The following is a 16,905-nucleotide window of genomic DNA, read 5'->3' as shown; positions in this document are numbered from 1 at the left end:
TGATCAGAGCCTGAGGGAATTGCAGGCAATGCAGCCGGACACCGGCTGGACCAACATCCAAACCTATCGGCTCGATGCGCCGGAACTGGTGGCGGCCACGCGGGTCAGCGCCAGCGCCGGCGTCGCCGACATCTTCACCAGCACGTCCTTGAGTGGATCCCGCGTCCAGGCGCGGGTGACGTAGTCGCGATGGGTGATGCCTTCGGCGGTTTCGACGAACACCACGCTGCCGGGACGCAAGGGGCCGTCCATGTCCTCGGCGACGCTGATGCCCTTCTGCCGGAGCATGCTCATCAGCTCGCGGTCGCGCCGCGCGGTGTGGCGGGTGTAGGCGCTGACGAAGAAGCCGGAACGATGGCTCTCGATCCAGGACGCGAACTTGTCCGTTTCGCCATAGACGGCGTCGAGCAGCACGACGCCGCGGACGCGGTCGCTGATGCCGCCGACCTCCAGGCTCCAGGCCGTCGGCAGGAAGCCGCCGCTGTAGCCGACGATCACGATCGGCATGTTGGCGAAGGCGCGGGCGCTGTTGGGATCGCCGGTGACGCGGGCGAGGTGGTCGGCCGATTCCGCCATGAAGCGCTTGAAGCCGCCCGGTTGCCAGAACTTGCCGGCGCTGGAATCGGCGGCATCGACCGCCATCTGCGGGGCAAGCAGCACGGCATTGGCGCCGGAATCGGTGACCTGCTTGGGCACCAGCTGGCGATCACGCACGTCGCGTTCGAGCGTCGCGCCATTGCCGTGGAAGAACACCACGATCACGCCCGGCTTGCGGACGTCGAAATGCTCGGGCACGTGCATCAGCACGCGGCTGTCATTGTAGGTCTCGTCCTGCCAGAACACGCGACCGGAATAGCTGCGATGGCCGCGGCGGTCGCCCTTGGCGATGTTGAGGAACGGCGCGTCGGAGGCGGGGTTGTTGCCGAAATAGGGAAAGGCCGACGATTTCATGCTGACGAGTGTCGTCAGGTCGTCGCGGGGCGAACGCTTGTAGGGGACCTGCGGCTCGAGCGACGCGACCTTGTAGGGGGCCTGCTCCGGCGGCGGTTGCTGCACGGCGCGCTTCGGCGAGAAGTCCGACATCTGCCGCTGCAGAAAACTCTCGCTCGCCGAGGGAAAGCGCTCCCCGAATTGCGGGGCGGGGAAGCGATCCTCGAACGTGTCGCCGCTCGCGACTTGCTGATTTGTCTTCGCAACGACCTGAACATTGGCCTGCGAGTTCGCCGCGAGCGCTGCCGGATTGGGCGCCTTGCCGCATTGAACCAGTGTAAGGGAGAGCGGCACCAAGGTTGCGATCAGGCCGGCCCGGAGCGCACGACCGCGCGCACCGGACGTCGTCCGGTTGGCACGCATGTCAGCTCTCAATTTCGGAACGGCCCCGACCATCCACCCATGACCCCAAAGTCACGTCCATCGGCGTATTGAGACAATTGAGCCGACCGGCGTTTAGGTGACGTTAAGCTTCCGGAGTAACTTCCCCACATCCGGAACGCTCAAAAGGACCATGCAATCGTGTCCTGATTGTGGGGGGGAAGAACGGGATTTCCCGGGGTGGGCGCAGCGTTATCGCTCGGGGGCGGAATAAGCGGTGCTCAATTACCCGCTTTCGTCGCCTCATTTAGCCCTTGTTAACCCTGCTTGAATTGACTGGGCCAACCTGCACGATGCGCCCATGAGGCACGACGCCTGAGGCTAAGGACCCCGATGACGGCATCAAATGCGGGAACCGCGCCCTGGACTGGCCGGCTCACCGGAAGCGGGACCGGGGTCTCGGTTCTGGTCGCAACCGCCATTGTCGTGGCCGACATGATCGGGGTCGGCGTCTTCACCAGCCTCGGCTTCCAGGTCAAGGACATCCCGTCCGGCTTCTCGATCCTGCTGCTGTGGACCGTCGGCGGCATCGTCGCGCTGTGCGGGGTGTTCGCCTATAGCGAGCTCGGGGCGATGTTTCCGCGCTCGAGCGGCGAGTACAATTTCCTCGGTCGGGCCTATCATCCCGCCTTCGGCTTTCTCGCCGGCTGGGTGTCGGCGACGGTGGGCTTCGCAGCGCCGGTCGCGCTCGCCGCGATGGCGTTCGGCGAATACGCCAAATCTGTCGTACCCGATCTGCCGCCGATCCCGCTCGCCATTGCCGTGGTATGGCTGGTCTCGCTCGTGCAACTGACCGGCGTTAGGCACTCCTCGACCTTCCAGCTGATCTCGACGATCATCAAGGTCGCGCTGATCGTCGCCTTCCTGGTCGCCGGCTTCGTCATCGCCGCCCCGCAACCGATCACGTTCGCGCCGCAGCCGGGCGATCTCGCCCACATCGTCAGCGCGCCGTTTGCGATCGGGCTCGTCTTCGTGATGTATTCGTTCTCGGGCTGGAACGCCGCGACCTACATCATCGGCGAGATGAACATGCCGCAGCGAAATCTGCCGCGCGCGCTCCTTGCGGGCACGCTGATCGTGCTCGTGCTGTACGTCGCGCTGAATGCGGTGTTTCTCCATTCGACGCCGGTCGGTGCGCTTGCCGGTCAGCTCGATGTCGCCAGCGTCGCCGGTAGCGCCATCTTCGGCAGCCTCGGTGGTCGGATCGTCGGCGCGATGATCTGCGTTGGCCTGATCTCCTCGATCAGCGCGATGATGTGGATCGGCCCGCGCGTGATGATGACGATGGGGGAGGACATTCCCGCCTTGCGCGTGTTCTCGAAGCGATCGGCCAGCGGCGCGCCGGCCTATGCCATCCTGTTTCAGCTCGCCGTCGCCAATCTGCTGCTGTTCACGCGCAGCTTCGAGGCGGTGCTCGACTTCATCCAGTTCGCACTGTTGTTCTGCTCGTTCTTCACGGTCGCCGGCGTCATCAAGCTGCGCATCACCGATCCCGATTTGCCGCGGCCCTATCGCGCCTGGGGATACCCGTTCACGCCGCTGGTTTTCCTGCTCGTGACCGCGTTCATGATGTACTACCTGTTGACAGAGCGGCCGCTGCAGTCGCTCGCGGGGATGCTCGTCATGCTCTCGGGCCTGTTGATTTATGCTGTTTTCCGCAGGCGGCCGGTCGCCGTTGGCAATTCACACGATCGCGCATAGACATGTTTCGATCCTTCAGAATTGTGGCCACAGCTCTTGCCCTGCTGGCCGCAGCCGTCTCGTCCGCGCATGCCGCCGAGGTGAGCTTCGATGACACCGCGCGCTTCCTCGCGGGCATGCAGCCTTCGGCGGACTCGCCACTGGTGGCGCTCACGAAGGATCCGGGCTGGCAGCGCCACGCAAAATTCTTCGACGGCGCCTTCGCCCAGCTCGAACAGCGCCAGCTCTCCAAGATCCGCGATTGGGCCGACGTCAATCTCGCCGCGCCCCGGCCGACCATGTTCTACATGTTCAGCGGCCCCGATTTCCTCTACGCCAACGCTTTCTATTCCAAGGCCAGCACCTACGTGCTCGGCGCGCTGGAGCCGGTCGGCGCCGTGCCCGATTTGACGCGGCTGCCGCGCGGCGCGGTCGGCGCGGCGCTCTACAATGTCGAGCGCTCGCTCGGCTCGATCCTGAGCTTTTCCTTCTTCATCACCAAGCAGATGAAGGTCGACCTGCACGCCAACCAGGTCAACGGCACCTTGCCGATCCTCTATGTTTTCCTGGCGCGCTCCGGCAAGACCATCCGCAACGTCGAGATGATCGCGCTCGACGACAAGGGGGGCTTGCATGTCGGCGACGACAATCCGGGCCGTAACGCGACGCGGGGCGTTCGCATCACCTTCGCCGGCAGCGATGGCGAGGCGCGCACGCTCTATTATTTCTCGACCGACCTCTCCAATGCCGGCGCGCGCAACACCGGATTCCTGAAATTCTGCGAGACGCTCGGGCCCGGCAACAGCCTGCTCAAGAGTGCGTCCTATCTCATGCACTCCGGAAACTTCGCCGTCGTTCGCGACTGGCTGCTCGCCAACAGCGCCACTATCATTCAGGACGATTCCGGTATTCCGCTTGCGAACTACGGCGCGCGGCAATGGCGGTTCTTCCCGTTCGGCCGCTATCTCGGGCCGATCGACGAATTCCCCGGCCGCTACCAGGAGCGCTATTCCGAGTTGTTCACGCGGGCCCAGCCGATCGATTTCGGCGTCGGCTACCGCTGGCGGATGCACGAATCCAATTTGCTGCTGGCGGTGAGGGTGCCGGGCACCGAAACGGCGCCGGGCGGGGAGGCCACATCGTCAGCCGATCCGACGCCGAAGCCGCCGCGTCCGAAACGGCTGCGGCCGCCCGAGCCGATCCCGCCGCCGCCCGGGCGCTTCTACTGGTTCCGCTAATTACCAGTGCACGCTCTGGCTCGGCACGATGAACGCGGTTGTGCTCGGCGCGGTGGCTAAGCTCGTCGCCAGATACCAGCCGGAGCCAAGCACGAGCGCCAACAAGGCGACGATCGCGAGCAGATCCAAGGTTCTGGGGTCGTGGTGCCGCCTGGAGCCGGGGGCGGGCCCAGGCCTGAAGTGAGAAAGCCTGAAGTGAAACGGCCTGAAGTGAAGATGAGGGCTGATTTTCCAGCGCATTGTTATTTCCTCCCGGGGGAGCATCAAAACAACGCGGGAAGAAAGCTTGCGGTTCCCCTCAGGCCACCGATGCGCAAAGCATCGCAGCAATCTCAGGATGCATTGACGCCGCGCCAGCGGCCGTAACGCCATGGCAGATACCAGTGTGCGCCTGGCGGTGCGGCGAGCGGTACGTTGTCGATGCCCGACGTGCCGAACGGATTGCAGCGGAGCAGGCGCGCCAGCGTCATCCAGCCGCCGGCCCAGAGCCCGAACTGTTCGATCGCCTCGTCGCCATAGACGGAGCAGGTCGGCAGATGCCGGCAATTGTACCCGACCAGGGGCGACAGCGTGTGCCGGTAGAGCCAGATCAGCGCACGGCCGAATCTGCGTGGGAGCCGGAGCACACCTTCGATCGAACTGGAACAATGCTCGCAGGCTGAATGCTTCATGTGCGGTTTGCTGCGATGTTAATCGAGGTGTTGCACAGTTCCGGCGCAGGGAACCGTAAGCTGTTGTTTGCACGCCATATTTTGCGTGCTTTTTGGGAGCAGTGCAGCAAGTACCTGTGGACGAACTGTATTCCCACGGATACCATTTTTGTGACGTCCATGTGTAGAAACATACGCCTGTATGATGGACTCAGAGGGCGCTACCAAGGATTGTTGGGGACCTTAGGGGCTTGGGGAAGGAACCAGATTGAGACTTCTGAACTCCCTTAATCTTCGCGGCTGGTTGCTGGTGGGAACCGCCGTCTGTGGAGTCGTGCTGGCTGGCGCCGTCGCGACACTCGGGTCATCGGCCCGAGCGGGTGTTGCTCTCGAAGAGCGCAAGCTCCCGATGAAGTTCAACTGGATTGCCTGCGAGCCGAACTGCCGCGGCTGGGTCAGCGCGGTCGGCATCATCACCGCTGACACACCGAAAGAGTTCGAAGAGTTTTCCCGCGGACGGCAGCTCGGCGGCGCCACCGTGGTGCTCGATTCCAGCGGCGGTTCCGTCAACGACGCGATCACCCTCGGCCGACGCTTCCGCAATCTCGGACTCCTGACCACGGTCGGCGTAAGTCTCCGCGGCGGGCAGTCCGCCCGCCCGGCGGTTGCGCCGGAGGCCTATTGTGAATCCATGTGCGTGTTCCTGCTGCTGGCCGGCAAGAAGCGCTACGTGCCGGAAGCTGCCCATGTCCGCGTCCATCAGATCTGGATGGGCGACCGCGCCGACGATGCGAAGGCGGCGAGCTACAGCGCGCAGGACCTGATGATCGTGGAACGCGACATCGGCCGGCTTGCCAAATACACCTTCGACATGGGCGGAGCCGGCGATTTGCTGTCGCTCGCGCTCAGCGTGCCGCCCTGGGAAGACCTGCATGAGCTGGACGCCGGCGAGCTGAAGCTCACCAATCTCGTGACGACCGACCTCGTCGCCGACGTGCTGCCGCATGTGGACATCTCCGCGCCGGCGATGGCGGAGCTTGCGCCGAAGACGCAGGCGAGGTTCGGCGCGGAACCGGAGCAGTCGCAAGCTGCCAAGTCGACCAAGACGGCGGAAGCCCTGGTGCCGACGGGTGGCGTGGCCGCGCCGGCTCCGGCGACGCAGAAGTAAGCTCTGAAATCTTGATAGTGATTCCGGGTTCGTCGCTTTGCGACGCCCCGGAATGACATGGGCAGTTCAGCCCTGCGCCGCAGCTGGCTGCTTGGCCTTGGCTTCGATCTGGCCAATCGCGTCGACCACCGCATCGAAGGTCAGGAGCGTCGAGGCGTGCCGCGCCTTGTAGTCGCGGACCGGCTCGAGGAACTTGATCTCCTCCCATTTGCCTTCAGGAGGCGCACCGTTCTCCTTCAGCATCTTGCGAACAGTTTCGCGTAACTCACGGAGTTCGCTTGCAGTCGAGCCGACGATGCGACTTGCCATGATGGATGAGGAGGCTTGTCCGAGAGCGCAGGCCTTCACGTCATGAGCGAAGTCGGTGACCCTGTCGCCCTCCATCTTGAGATCGATCTTCACGGTCGAGCCGCATAGCTTGGAGTGGGCGGTGGCGGAGGCATCGGGGTCCGGCAGCCGTCCGAGGCGCGGAATATTCCCGGCCAGTTCGATGATCCGCTTGTTGTAGATGTCGTTCAGCATGTGATGGGGTCCAGCACTTCCGCATCGGATCGGCCTTGGCGGGCGCCGTCCACGGTCCTATATAGGGTCGGAACTGGCGGAAAAACAGTCCAGCGGCGGTGGCGATAGCCATGCGGCCGACGGGAGAGGTGAGGACCATTTCGCCGGGTTCAACTGTTCTCTTCAGGCGTCCGGCGGCATGCCGCCCCGTCTGCCGGTGACACTCCGGCCGCAAGGCCGTCGAACGGAGTAGACATGGACGCTACCATCAAATCGATCCGCCCCAATAAGCCCTCCGACCGGCAGCCCGAGAGCCGCCCGGCCGAGCTTGACCCTGCCGAATTCCTCGCGGCCGCCGTCCGCGCCGACCAGCCGCGCCCGGCGCGTGCCGAGGCCGAACAGGCGGTGAAGACGCTGCTCGCCTATATCGGCGAGAACACCGAGCGCGAGGGCCTGCTCGACACGCCGCGCCGCGTGGTCGAGGCCTTCGACGAGCTCTATCAGGGCTATCACCAATGCCCGGCCGAGGTGCTCGACCGCACCTTCGGCGAGACCGCCGGCTATGACGATTTCGTCCTGGTGCGCGACATCGAGTTCACCTCGCAATGCGAGCATCACATGATGCCGTTCTACGGCAAGGCGCACATCGCCTATACGCCGGTGGAACGTGTTGTCGGCCTGTCCAAGCTCGCCCGCCTCACCGACATCTTCGCCCGCAGACTCCAGACCCAGGAGCATCTGACGGCGCAGATCGCGGCTGCGATCGACGAGGTCCTCAAGCCGCGCGGCGTCGCGGTGCTGATCGAGGCCGAGCATACCTGCATGTCGGTGCGCGGCGTCGCCAAGCATGGCGCCTCGACCTTCACCAGCCGCTTCACCGGCATGTTCCGCGACAATCCGGCGGAGCAGGCCCGTTTCCTGTCCCTGGTGCGAGGCCTGCAGCGCTGACCTCGCGAGTTAACGGCGAGGGTCGCTATGTCTGCTCACTCCCATGAGATCGAGGAAGGGTTGTCCTTCCTCCCGCGCTTCGACGCGAGCGGCCTCGTGACGGTCGTCGCGACCGACGTCGCCTCCGGTGACGTGCTCATGGTCGCGCACATGAACGACGAGGCGTTGCGCAAGACGATCGCGACCGGCGAGGCCTGGTACTTCAGCCGCTCGCGCAATGCCTTGTGGCGAAAAGGTGAGACCTCGGGTCAGACCCAGCGCGTGATCGAGATGCGCACCGATTGCGACCAGGACGCAGTCTGGATTCGCGTGGAGCAGATCGGCGCGGCCTGCCACACCGGACGAAGGTCGTGCTTCTACCGCAAGGTCGAGGCCGAAGGCGGCGGGGCGAAGCTGGTCTTCGCCGATGCGGAGCGGCTGTTCGATCCGGACGCGGTCTACAAGAAATGACTCTCCGTCATTCCGGGGCGGCTCAAAGAGCCGAACCCGGAATCTCGAGATTCTCAGGTGCCAACGGCGCACCATAGTTCGCGCTGCGGCGCCCCGGAATGACTCGGAGAGGGGCCATCCCCGAATTAACCCCGCATTAACCATACCTGTCCCACGGTGAGACGACAGGCGCCGAATTGCCGGCGCTGCTCAACGCCGCGCGGGGCGGGCACCTCATCATGTCGGTCGACAATTCCAGTGCCACGCAGACGGCGGTTCTCGATCCGTCGCGGGCGCGCGTCGCCGGCGCGATCAAGCAGGCCTCGAATGTCTCCGGCGTCAGCTTCCAGTACATGCTGACCACCGCCAAGATGGAATCGGATTTCGATCCGACGGCGGGTGCAACGACGTCATCCGCGCACGGGCTCTACCAGTTCATCGACCAGACCTGGCTCGGCACGGTGAAGGAGGCGGGCCCCCAGCTCGGCTATGGCAATTTTGCCAACGCGATCTCCAGGACGACGTCGGGCGGCTACGCCGTCGACGATCCCGCGATGAAGCGGTCAATCATGAAGCTGCGCGACGATCCCGAGGCCGCCTCCAGCATGGCGGCGGCGCTGACACAGTCGAACAGCTTCAAGTTGACGGGCCTGCTCGGGCGCAGGCCGAGCGACAGCGAACTCTACATGGCGCATTTCATGGGCGTCGGCGGCGCCGCAAAGCTGATCGCCAATGCCGAGGACAATCCGCAAGCGGTCGGTGCGCGGCTGTTTCCCAACGCGGCATCCGCCAATCGTTCGATCTTCTACGCCAGGGACGGCCGCGCCCGCAGCGTCTCCGAAGTCTATTCGGTGCTGGACGCGCGCTATGCCAGCGCGGCCAATTCGAAAACGACCCGCAGCGCGATGGCAATTTATGGCGGCACGCCGTCGACCACCGAGGTTGCGAGCGCGAGCGGCGTGCAGCCGACCGCGCCTGTTATCGACAACGCCGCCTATCTCCAGACCTTCCCGAACACACGCGCGGTGACGCCGGTCAGTGCGACATCGCCGACGACGGTCGCGGACAATGCCCCGACCACGCCGGTGTTTCGTTCGATCTATCAGCCCGGGGATGCCACGCAGCCGGTCTCGACCACGGTGCAGAAATTGTGGGGCAACAACGCCTCGTTCACCTCGGTCGCACCAGCGACTTCAGTTGCATCGGCGACGCCGGATGTGCGTCCGCCGCAGCCGCTCGATCTTTTCAGCGATCGTAGCGGTACGTTCTCGAGCTAGTCGCGTCCTGCGTCCCGGACGCGCCGCAACGCGTAGCGTTGCTGCGCAGAGCCGGGACCCATGCGGCAAGCGCTCTCGAACATGGTGGGCCCTCGGCTCAGCAGCACATCACTTCGCGCTGCGCTGCGTCCGGGCACGCAAGCCGAGCGCCTTTGTTCCCTTAACAAAACGTCAATAAAACCAGCCAGTTATGGTGAACGCTTTGTTAAGCGTCGTGGTTTATTTTGTGTTGCAGGTGACGAGCCGTCACCATTTTCGTTTGTTGTGTAAGCCGGAAGCAGCATGATTGTTCGGCAGTTTATCAATTGGATCAGGACGGCGCCCGCCGGCGAGCGGGCCGAGGCCACACGGGCGTTGGCCCGGGCCTGGCTGATCTCAGACCTTTCGACCGACGACCGCATCGCCGCCGAAGGCGCGCTTCTGATGCAGCTCGACGATCCCTCGCCCCTGGTGCGGCAGGCGATGGCCGAGGCCTTTGCGCGCAGCACGGATGCGCCGGCCTCGATCGTGCGGGCGCTGTCGGCAGACCAGCCGACCGTCGCGCTGCCCGTGCTCGAACATTCCCCGCTGCTGATCGACGCCGATCTCGTCGACATCGTCGCGACCGGTAATGACGAGGTGCAATGCGCGGTCGCGCGCCGCATCGCGCTGCCGGTCTCGGTCTGCGCCGCCATCGCCGAAGTCGGCTGCGCGGCGGCCGCGCTGGAGCTGATCGAAAATCCCAACGCCGAGCTCGCGCCGTTCTCCTGGGACCGCATCGTCGAGCGTCATGGCCATCTCGCCGCGATCCGCGAGGCGATGCTGGTGCTGGACGATCTGCCGTCCGCAACCCGCGCCGCGCTGGTCGCGAAACTCTCCGAGACGCTGGCGCAATTCGTCGTGGCGCGGAACTGGCTCAGCGCCGATCGCGCCGAACGCATCGCGCTCGAGGCGCGCGACCGCTCCACCATGAACATCGCATCGCGCTCGCGCGGCGAGGACATGCAGGGCCTGGTGCGACACCTGCGCATCACCGGCCAGCTCACGGCGGGTCTCATCTTGCGCGCGCTGTTGTCGAGCAATCTCGACCTCTTCGATGCGGCGCTGGCCGAGCTTGCCGACCTGCCGCTGGCGCGCGTCACCGCGCTGCTGCACGACCGCGGCGGCAACAGCCTGCACGCGCTGCTTCGCCGCGCCGGGCTTCCCGAGGCGACGTTCGCGGCGTTCCAGGTCGCGCTCGATGCCTGCCACGAGCAAGGATTCGTCGACAGCGACGACGGCGCAGTGCGGCTGCGCCGGCGCATGGTTGAGCGCGTGCTCACCCATTGCGAGACCGACCGCGGCGTCACCGAGCCGCTGATGGTCCTGCTGCGCCGCTTCGCCACCGAATCCGCGCGAGAAGAAGCAAGGCTGTTTTGCGACGAGCTGGTCGCGGACGAGGCGATCGATCCGCTGTATGGCGATCTGATTGCCGCGTAGCGAGATGCCGTAGGGTGGGTTAGCCCTGCGGCTGCGCGAAGCGCAGCTCGCAGGCGTAACCCACCTCTTTGCTTTCCACGCAAATAGAGAAGTGGTGGGTTACGCTACGCTAACCCACCCTACGATTCTGATCGTGGTGATAGAGCCGAACCCTTACTCCGTCGGCGCGATGCTCGGCGCGAGGATCACCTCGAGATGCTCGGGGCGGTCGCGGTTGACGTGGGCGAGATAGTCGTCGGCGACCTTGCGCAGGCGGCGGCTGAGCTCGGCGGAGACGCTGATGCTGTCGAGCCTGGTGTTCTCGTGCACGATGGCGAGGATGGCGTTGATGTGGTGCGTGAACAGTTCGGCCGGCACCTTTTCCAGATCAGGCGCGTGCTCGATGACGCGGCACAGGCTCTCGGCGATTCCGGCCGCGGCCGGATAGCCGAAGGTCGCGGCGTCGCCCTTGATGTCGTGCGCGGCGCGGAACAGCTCGTCGCGCCGCTCCTTGGTGAATCCGTCGTTGCGGATGGCGACATAGGCGGCCGAGAGACGGTTGACCTCGGTCGTCATCCAATCCTTGAACTCGCTGGACAGGCCCGCGAGCGCCTGCTCTGCGCGGCTGACCGGATCGTCCATGTCCTTGTCTTCGACCCGGCGCAAGACTTTCCGCAGGGGGTTGGGCTGCGTGATGATCTGATGCGTGGCGAAGGCCGTGACCTCGATGTCCTTTGCGCTGTTCTTCGCCATGATGCCTGCCTCGTCTGAAGACGTTGCGCTAGATGGATGAGCGGGCCTTGTCGAGCAGCGAGGGCTGCTGGAGCACCTCGTGCTTTTCGCCGACGCGGCGCTCGGGGCCCATATAGGCGGAATTGGTGTTGCGGCGCCGGTCCGGGCCGAAATAGGTCTTGGTCTTGATGAAGGGGCGGGGATTGGCGACCACGTTCAGGATGCGCTGATAGAGCCCCTTGGCCGAGATCGGCTTGGCCAGGAATTCGGTGACGCCGGCATCGCGCGCCACGGTGACGCGGCGCTTCTCGGAATGGCCGGTCAGCATGATGATCGGCGCGTAGGGGTTGCCCTTGGACTCCGGCTGCCGGATCATCTGCGCGAGCTCGAGGCCGTCGAAGATCGGCATGGCCCAGTCGGTGATGACGATGTCAGGCACATAATGGCTGTACATTTCGAGCGCGGTGGCGCCGTCCTCGGCTTCATAGACCTCGCGGGCGCCGAACGAATGCAGCAGCGTCCGCAGGATGCGGCGCATGTGCGGATTGTCGTCGCAGACGAGGAAGCGCAGCTTGTTGAAGTCGATACGGAACATGACGCCCGGGCCAAAGCGGTCAACCTTCGTTAACCATATCGTGGCGAGGGTTAACGAAGGGTTGCGACCGGGCTCCCGCAGCGCGCGGGGGCAAGGGGCTCAGTAGCCGAACTGCTCGCGCAAAATGCGTTCTTCCAGGCTGTGGCCGGGGTCGAACAGCATGCGCATCGAGATGCTCTTGTCGGACAGGACCTCGACGCGCCGGACCCTGCGGACCTCCTCATGGTCGGCGACGGCCGCGACCGGACGCTTGTCGTCCTCCAGCACCTCGATCACGACATAGGCGGTGTTGGGTAGCAGGGCGCCGCGCCAGCGGCGCGGGCGGAAGGCGCTGATCGGAGTCAGTGCCAGAAGGGCGGCGTTGATCGGCAGGATCGGTCCCTGCGCCGACAGATTGTAGGCCGTCGAGCCGGCCGGCGTCGCCACGATGATGCCGTCGGCGATCAGCTCGGGCATGCGCTCTCGCTCGTCGATCAGGATCCGCAGGCGCGCCGCCTGCGAGGTCTGCCGGAACAGGTAGACCTCGTTGATGGCGTGGTGCAGATGGACGCGGTCGTTGACGTCGGTTGCACGCATCAGGAGCGGATTGATCTCGGATTCATGCGCCGTCTCGAGCCGCGCGCGCAGATCGTGCGTCGCATATTCGTTCATCAGGAAGCCGACGGTGCCGCGATGCATGCCGTAGATCGGCTTTCCCGTGCGCATGTTCTGGTGCAGCGTCTGGAGCATCAGCCCGTCGCCCCCCAGCGCGACCACGACGTCGGCCTCCCTGGGGTCGCAATTGCCATAGTCCCTGGTGAGCTGGCTGAAGGCGGCCTGCGCCTCGCTGCTCGGGCTGGCGACGAAGGCGATGCGGTCGTATCGCTGGGGCTTGGTCATGGCTTGTCGGGCAGGCCGCTGGCTGGAGGAAGTTCCGCCGGGCTCGTCTATACGACCTGGGGCTCCATTGTCGAGGATGACCGCCTCTCAAGGCAAACGGGCGATTGTCGATCCAGAGAACAAAACGGGTTGATTTGAGCCAGCCCCGGCGCCTTACTTGCCCATCGGACCGCTGATCCCGCAAAGCGTCGCAATTCCGCGCTAGTTCGATGCGCGCCGGCTGTGACAGCCGGGCAGGGAGAACGATCATGTTCACGATCTTGCCGACGCTGCGACGAACCGGGCTCGCGCTGGCCGTGTCCGCGGCCGTGCTCGCGAGTGTCGCGCGCGCGGATGATCCGCCGCAGCCGCGCTCCGAGGCGGCATCGCCAGCGGGACAGAAGGGTGGGCGCGCCGCCAATCTGCAAAGCGCGACGCAGGCCTCGCCGTCCGCGGCCGAGCCGCACCGTCTCCCCCCGGATTCGACCACGAAGCAGACTCTGGATCTGCCCGGCCGCACCCTCAATTTCGCCGCGACCGCCGGCTCCATCCGGGTGTTCGACGGCAAGGGGGAGCCGCTGGCCGACATCGCCTATACGTCCTACCAGCTCGACGGCGCCGACCGCGCCACGCGCCCGGTCACGTTCCTGTTCAATGGCGGGCCCGGCGCGTCCTCGGCGTGGCTCCAGTTCGGCGCGGCCGGTCCATGGCGGCTGCCGCTCGACGGCGAAGCGCTGTCGCCGTCAGCCTCGCCCGAGGTGAAGCCGAACGCGGAGACCTGGCTCGATTTCACCGATCTCGTCTTCATCGATCCGGTCAGCACGGGCTACAGCCGCTTCATTGCGAGCGGCGAGGACGCACGAAAATCGTTCTACTCCGTCGACGGCGACGTCAACGCGATCGCGCTGGTGATCCGCCGCTGGCTCGAGAAGCATGACCGGCTGACCTCGCCGAAATACGTCGCGGGCGAGAGCTATGGCGGCATTCGCGGGCCGAAGGTGGTGCGCCAGCTGCAGCTCCAGCACGGCGTCGGCGTCAAGGGCCTGATCATGGTGTCGCCGCTCTTGGATTTCCGCGAGTTCACCGGCACCAGCCTCCTGCAATATGTCGCGACGCTGCCGAGCTATGTGGCGGTGGCGCGCGAGGCAAAAGGGCCGGTCAAGCGCGCCGATCTCGCCGACGTCGAGGCTTACGCGCGCGGGGAATTCCTGGCTGACCTCGTCAAGGGCGAGGCGGACAAGGAGGCCACCAATCGTCTTGCCGACAAGGTCGCCGCGCTCACCGGCATCGACCAGGCCGTGAGCCGCCGGCTTGCCGGCCGTTTCGACGTCGGCGAATTCCGCCGCGAATTCGACCGCAAGAACGGCAAGGTGACGGGACGCTACGATGCCTCGGTGCGCGGCTTCGATCCCTATCCGGATTCGAGCAGCTCGCGGTTCGGCGACCCCTCGGGCGACGCACTCCAGGCGCCGCTGACGAGCGCCGCGGTCGACGTGCTCACGCGCAAGCTCAACTGGCGGCCCGACGGCTCCTATGAAGTCCTGAACGGCAGTGTGGAAGGTCACTGGGATTTCGGCCGTGGCATCAACCCGCCGCAATCGGTATCCGAGCTGCGCCAGATCCTCGCCACCGACGCGAAACTGAACGTGCTGGTCGCGCACGGCCTGTTCGACCTTGCCACGCCCTATTTCGGAACGAAGCGGGTGCTCGATCAGATGCCGGCCTTTGCGACGCAGCGCGTGAAGTTCGTCGTCTATCCCGGCGGCCACATGTTCTATTCGCAAGGCGGCTCGCGGCAGGCGTTTCGCAGCGAGGTCGAGGCGCTGATCAGGGAGTAGAGCATGATCCGGAAAAGTGTATAGCGGTTTTCCGATAGGATCATGCTCCGATTAAAGAGGCCTCCGTTTGCGCGGCTTATATCGACGGGCGATCTCCTTCGCCACGGCGCTCGCCGGCTTGAGGTTGGCGCCGGCGATCCAGACCTCGCTGATCCTGCCGCGCTTGTCGCGGATCCGGCGCACCGGCTCGCCATGGCTGGAATAGCCGGCAGCCCAGGCGAGCTTGCCGGTGTCGCGGCCGGTGACCTCGATCTCGGCGGCATCCATGAACGGATTGATGAATTGCGGATTGGCGACGAGCACGCGATTGCCCATCGGCACGAGGTCGCTCGCACCCCAGATCGTCCACCAGCGGCCGGTCCAGTCGCGCAGGCGCCGATCGGCCGTGCCGCGCGTCTTGAACACGCGCAAGATCTGCATCGCGCCGTCCATCCAGAACGGTGCCCCGCCGTCGATGGAGTTGCTGAGGATGCTGATCGTGAGCTCGCAAGCAGGAATGGCGCAGGTCCGGGAGATGTAGCCTTGAAAGCCGCCGCCATGGCCGAACCAGTCCCAGCCGTCGATCTTGCCGGCGTTGACGCCGAGCCCGTAATAGCCCTCGAAGCTCTGCGGGATACGCCAATGGTGCCGCGTCATCTCGCGGCGGCTCGCGACCGAGAGCACGCTCTTCCTGGCATTGGGCGCGAGCTGCGCGAAGAAACGGGCGGTGTCGCCGGCTGTTGCGACGAAGCCTGCGGCGGACGCCATCGCCTGTGCGGGATTGTCGCCGGGGATCACGCATCGCTCGCCGAACGGCAGCTTTCGCGTGTGGCCGCGCGCGAACGATGCGTCCTTGGGCAGCGGCGCGTCCGGCTCGGTCGCGCGCAGGCCCGCAGGCTCGATGATCTCGCGCTTGATCCAGGCTGAGTAGGGTTGCTTGGTCACCGCTTCGATGACGAGACCGAGCAGGCCAAAGCCGTGATTGGAATATTTGAAGCGGGTGCCGGGCTCGATCGCGGTCGGCAGCTTCAATTCCGCGAGCAGTTCTTTCGCGTTGGGATAGGAACGGCGGTCGATGAACTGTCCGGAATCGGCGCCGTCGCGCGTCAGCCCCGCGCTGTGCGAGAGCACCTGCGCGATCGTCGTCTCGGCGACGCGCGGATGCAGGCCGCCGACATATTGGCCGACTGGATCGTCGAGCCGGAGCTTGCGCTGCTCGCGCAGCTTCATGATGCCGGCCGAGGTGAGGCTCTTGGAATGGGAGGCGATGCGGAAGCGGTGGCGCGGGGTGAGCTTCTCGCCGGTGTCGAGATTGGCAAGGCCGAACGCATGCTCGGCGACGATCTCGCCGCGATGGGCGAATGCGATGATGACGCCTGGCTGCTGGATTGTCGTCAGTTGGAATTCGATCCAGGAGCCGATGTAGTCGATCGCGGATCGCAGCCACGGGTCCATTGCGCACCAATTTGCTGGGAAAATCGATGCGAGAGGCTAGCCGAGAAAGCCGAACGGGCACAACCGAAAGGTTGTGCCCGTTCGCGAGGTTGAAGATGCGATTGTCTTAGTAGACGAGCGTCGCGCCGGTCGGCTTGTCGAGCGCCGTGGCGAGCGAGCGATACTCGGAGCTGTCGGTGCCGGCGAGCGAGGCGATCTTGTTCAGATGATACTGCGCCTGTTCGCGGTTGCCCTGCTCGAGCTGCCAGAGGCCGTAATACTGCCAGGTGCGGACGTGGTTCGGATCGTCCTTCAGCGCCAGCTCGTAATAGACCTTCGACGACTGATAGTCGCCGAGCTTGCGATAGGAGTAGCCGATCAGGTTGGCGACGTCGGCGACGTCGTCGCGCTTGAGCGACTTCAACTGATCGATCGCGCCGGTGTAGTCGTGGTTGTCGTAGATCGCGGTATAGGCGGTGCGATAGGCGGCGAGGAATTTGGGATCGCTGACGGAAGAGCTCTTCTTCTTGCCCTTCTTGGAGGAGGAGTCCGACTTTGGCGGCGGCGAGGGCTCGTCACTGCCGGCGGCATAGGCGCTGGACAGCACCGGCGCGGCCGCCAGCGACATGGCGACCAATCCCGGCACGACAAGCATTGAGAGTTTGCGCATCTAAATTCTCCCGTATGGAACGTGGCGATCCTACACGATTGCCCGAAGACCGGAACACCCGTCTGGCGAAAACATTCCCGCTCCGCACGATCTAATCGCC

17 protein-coding genes are annotated in these 16,905 nt (G+C 65.0%); 8 read left to right on the top strand and 9 right to left on the bottom strand.

Going from position 1 to position 16,905, the window contains the following annotated elements; all coding sequences use genetic code 11:
- Positions 1-63: 63 nt before the first annotated feature.
- Positions 64-1,353 (bottom strand): alpha/beta hydrolase, encoded by a 1,290-nt coding sequence (locus tag RAD04_RS31135; protein WP_461626854.1) that lies wholly within the window; start codon positions 1,351-1,353, stop codon positions 64-66.
- Positions 1,354-1,704: 351 nt separating this feature from the next.
- On the opposite strand from RAD04_RS31135, the gene RAD04_RS31130 reads away from it, so the two are divergent.
- Entirely contained in the window at positions 1,705-3,072 is a 1,368-nt protein-coding gene (locus RAD04_RS31130) for an APC family permease (protein WP_461626853.1), read from the top strand.
- 2 nt (positions 3,073-3,074) lie between these two features.
- Complete coding sequence (locus RAD04_RS31125) at positions 3,075-4,289, top strand: hypothetical protein (RefSeq protein WP_461626852.1); 1,215 nt, start codon at positions 3,075-3,077, stop codon at positions 4,287-4,289.
- Here the strand turns inward: RAD04_RS31125 and RAD04_RS31120 are convergent, their stop codons facing one another.
- On the bottom strand, positions 4,290-4,529 hold the full coding sequence (locus RAD04_RS31120; RefSeq protein WP_461626851.1) for a hypothetical protein: 240 nt from the start codon (positions 4,527-4,529) through the stop codon (positions 4,290-4,292).
- A 92-nt stretch (positions 4,530-4,621) separates the two neighbouring features.
- Positions 4,622-4,960: a membrane protein insertion efficiency factor YidD gene (yidD, locus tag RAD04_RS31115; protein WP_461626850.1), complete on the bottom strand. Its 339-nt coding sequence runs from the start codon at positions 4,958-4,960 to the stop codon at positions 4,622-4,624.
- A gap of 247 nt (positions 4,961-5,207) precedes the next feature.
- Here yidD and RAD04_RS31110 point away from each other — a divergent pair, with 247 nt between their 5' ends.
- Positions 5,208-6,107 carry a COG3904 family protein gene (locus RAD04_RS31110; protein ID WP_165637401.1) on the top strand — a complete coding sequence of 300 codons (900 nt, stop codon included), beginning with the start codon at positions 5,208-5,210 and terminating at the stop codon, positions 6,105-6,107.
- 66 nt (positions 6,108-6,173) lie between these two features.
- Here RAD04_RS31110 and RAD04_RS31105 read toward each other — a convergent pair whose 3' ends face one another.
- Positions 6,174-6,629, bottom strand: coding sequence for an iron-sulfur cluster assembly scaffold protein (locus RAD04_RS31105; protein ID WP_028141104.1), 456 nt, complete (start codon positions 6,627-6,629; stop codon positions 6,174-6,176).
- A gap of 234 nt (positions 6,630-6,863) precedes the next feature.
- Between RAD04_RS31105 and folE the strand changes: the two genes are divergently transcribed.
- From folE to RAD04_RS31085, 4 genes are all read left to right on the top strand, one after another.
- Positions 6,864-7,556, top strand: coding sequence for a GTP cyclohydrolase I FolE (gene folE, locus RAD04_RS31100; protein WP_461617982.1), 693 nt, complete (start codon positions 6,864-6,866; stop codon positions 7,554-7,556).
- A gap of 27 nt (positions 7,557-7,583) precedes the next feature.
- Positions 7,584-8,006, top strand: coding sequence for a phosphoribosyl-AMP cyclohydrolase (hisI, locus tag RAD04_RS31095; protein ID WP_461617983.1), 423 nt, complete (start codon positions 7,584-7,586; stop codon positions 8,004-8,006).
- Between the two features lie 176 nt (positions 8,007-8,182).
- Positions 8,183-9,262, top strand: a complete 1,080-nt coding sequence (locus RAD04_RS31090) for a lytic transglycosylase domain-containing protein (protein ID WP_461626849.1) — start codon at positions 8,183-8,185, stop codon at positions 9,260-9,262.
- Between the two features lie 282 nt (positions 9,263-9,544).
- Positions 9,545-10,720, top strand: a complete 1,176-nt coding sequence (locus RAD04_RS31085; protein ID WP_461626848.1) for a DUF2336 domain-containing protein — start codon at positions 9,545-9,547, stop codon at positions 10,718-10,720.
- Between the two features lie 153 nt (positions 10,721-10,873).
- Here RAD04_RS31085 and RAD04_RS31080 read toward each other — a convergent pair whose 3' ends face one another.
- From RAD04_RS31080 to RAD04_RS31070, 3 genes are all read right to left on the bottom strand, one after another.
- The gene (locus RAD04_RS31080; protein WP_461626847.1) at positions 10,874-11,452 is read right to left on the bottom strand and encodes an Hpt domain-containing protein; all 579 of its coding nucleotides are present in this window, start codon (positions 11,450-11,452) and stop codon (positions 10,874-10,876) included.
- A 28-nt stretch (positions 11,453-11,480) separates the two neighbouring features.
- Positions 11,481-12,026 (bottom strand): response regulator, encoded by a 546-nt coding sequence (locus RAD04_RS31075; RefSeq protein ID WP_008549760.1) that lies wholly within the window; start codon positions 12,024-12,026, stop codon positions 11,481-11,483.
- A gap of 99 nt (positions 12,027-12,125) precedes the next feature.
- Positions 12,126-12,905: an NAD kinase gene (locus RAD04_RS31070; protein ID WP_271594181.1), complete on the bottom strand. Its 780-nt coding sequence runs from the start codon at positions 12,903-12,905 to the stop codon at positions 12,126-12,128.
- 248 nt (positions 12,906-13,153) lie between these two features.
- Here RAD04_RS31070 and RAD04_RS31065 point away from each other — a divergent pair, with 248 nt between their 5' ends.
- Positions 13,154-14,722, top strand: a complete 1,569-nt coding sequence (locus RAD04_RS31065; protein WP_461626846.1) for a S10 family peptidase — start codon at positions 13,154-13,156, stop codon at positions 14,720-14,722.
- Positions 14,723-14,773: 51 nt separating this feature from the next.
- Here the strand turns inward: RAD04_RS31065 and RAD04_RS31060 are convergent, their stop codons facing one another.
- Both RAD04_RS31060 and RAD04_RS31055 read right to left on the bottom strand, forming a co-directional pair.
- Positions 14,774-16,156, bottom strand: coding sequence for a serine hydrolase domain-containing protein (locus tag RAD04_RS31060; protein WP_461626845.1), 1,383 nt, complete (start codon positions 16,154-16,156; stop codon positions 14,774-14,776).
- Positions 16,157-16,262: 106 nt separating this feature from the next.
- Positions 16,263-16,805: a tetratricopeptide repeat protein gene (locus tag RAD04_RS31055; protein ID WP_028141095.1), complete on the bottom strand. Its 543-nt coding sequence runs from the start codon at positions 16,803-16,805 to the stop codon at positions 16,263-16,265.
- Positions 16,806-16,905 lie beyond the last annotated feature (100 nt).

The organism is Bradyrhizobium sp. 25ACV, assembly GCF_054863005.1.
The sequence above is the reverse complement of the archived record's forward strand: the minus strand, read 5'-3'. Positions and strand labels throughout refer to the sequence as shown.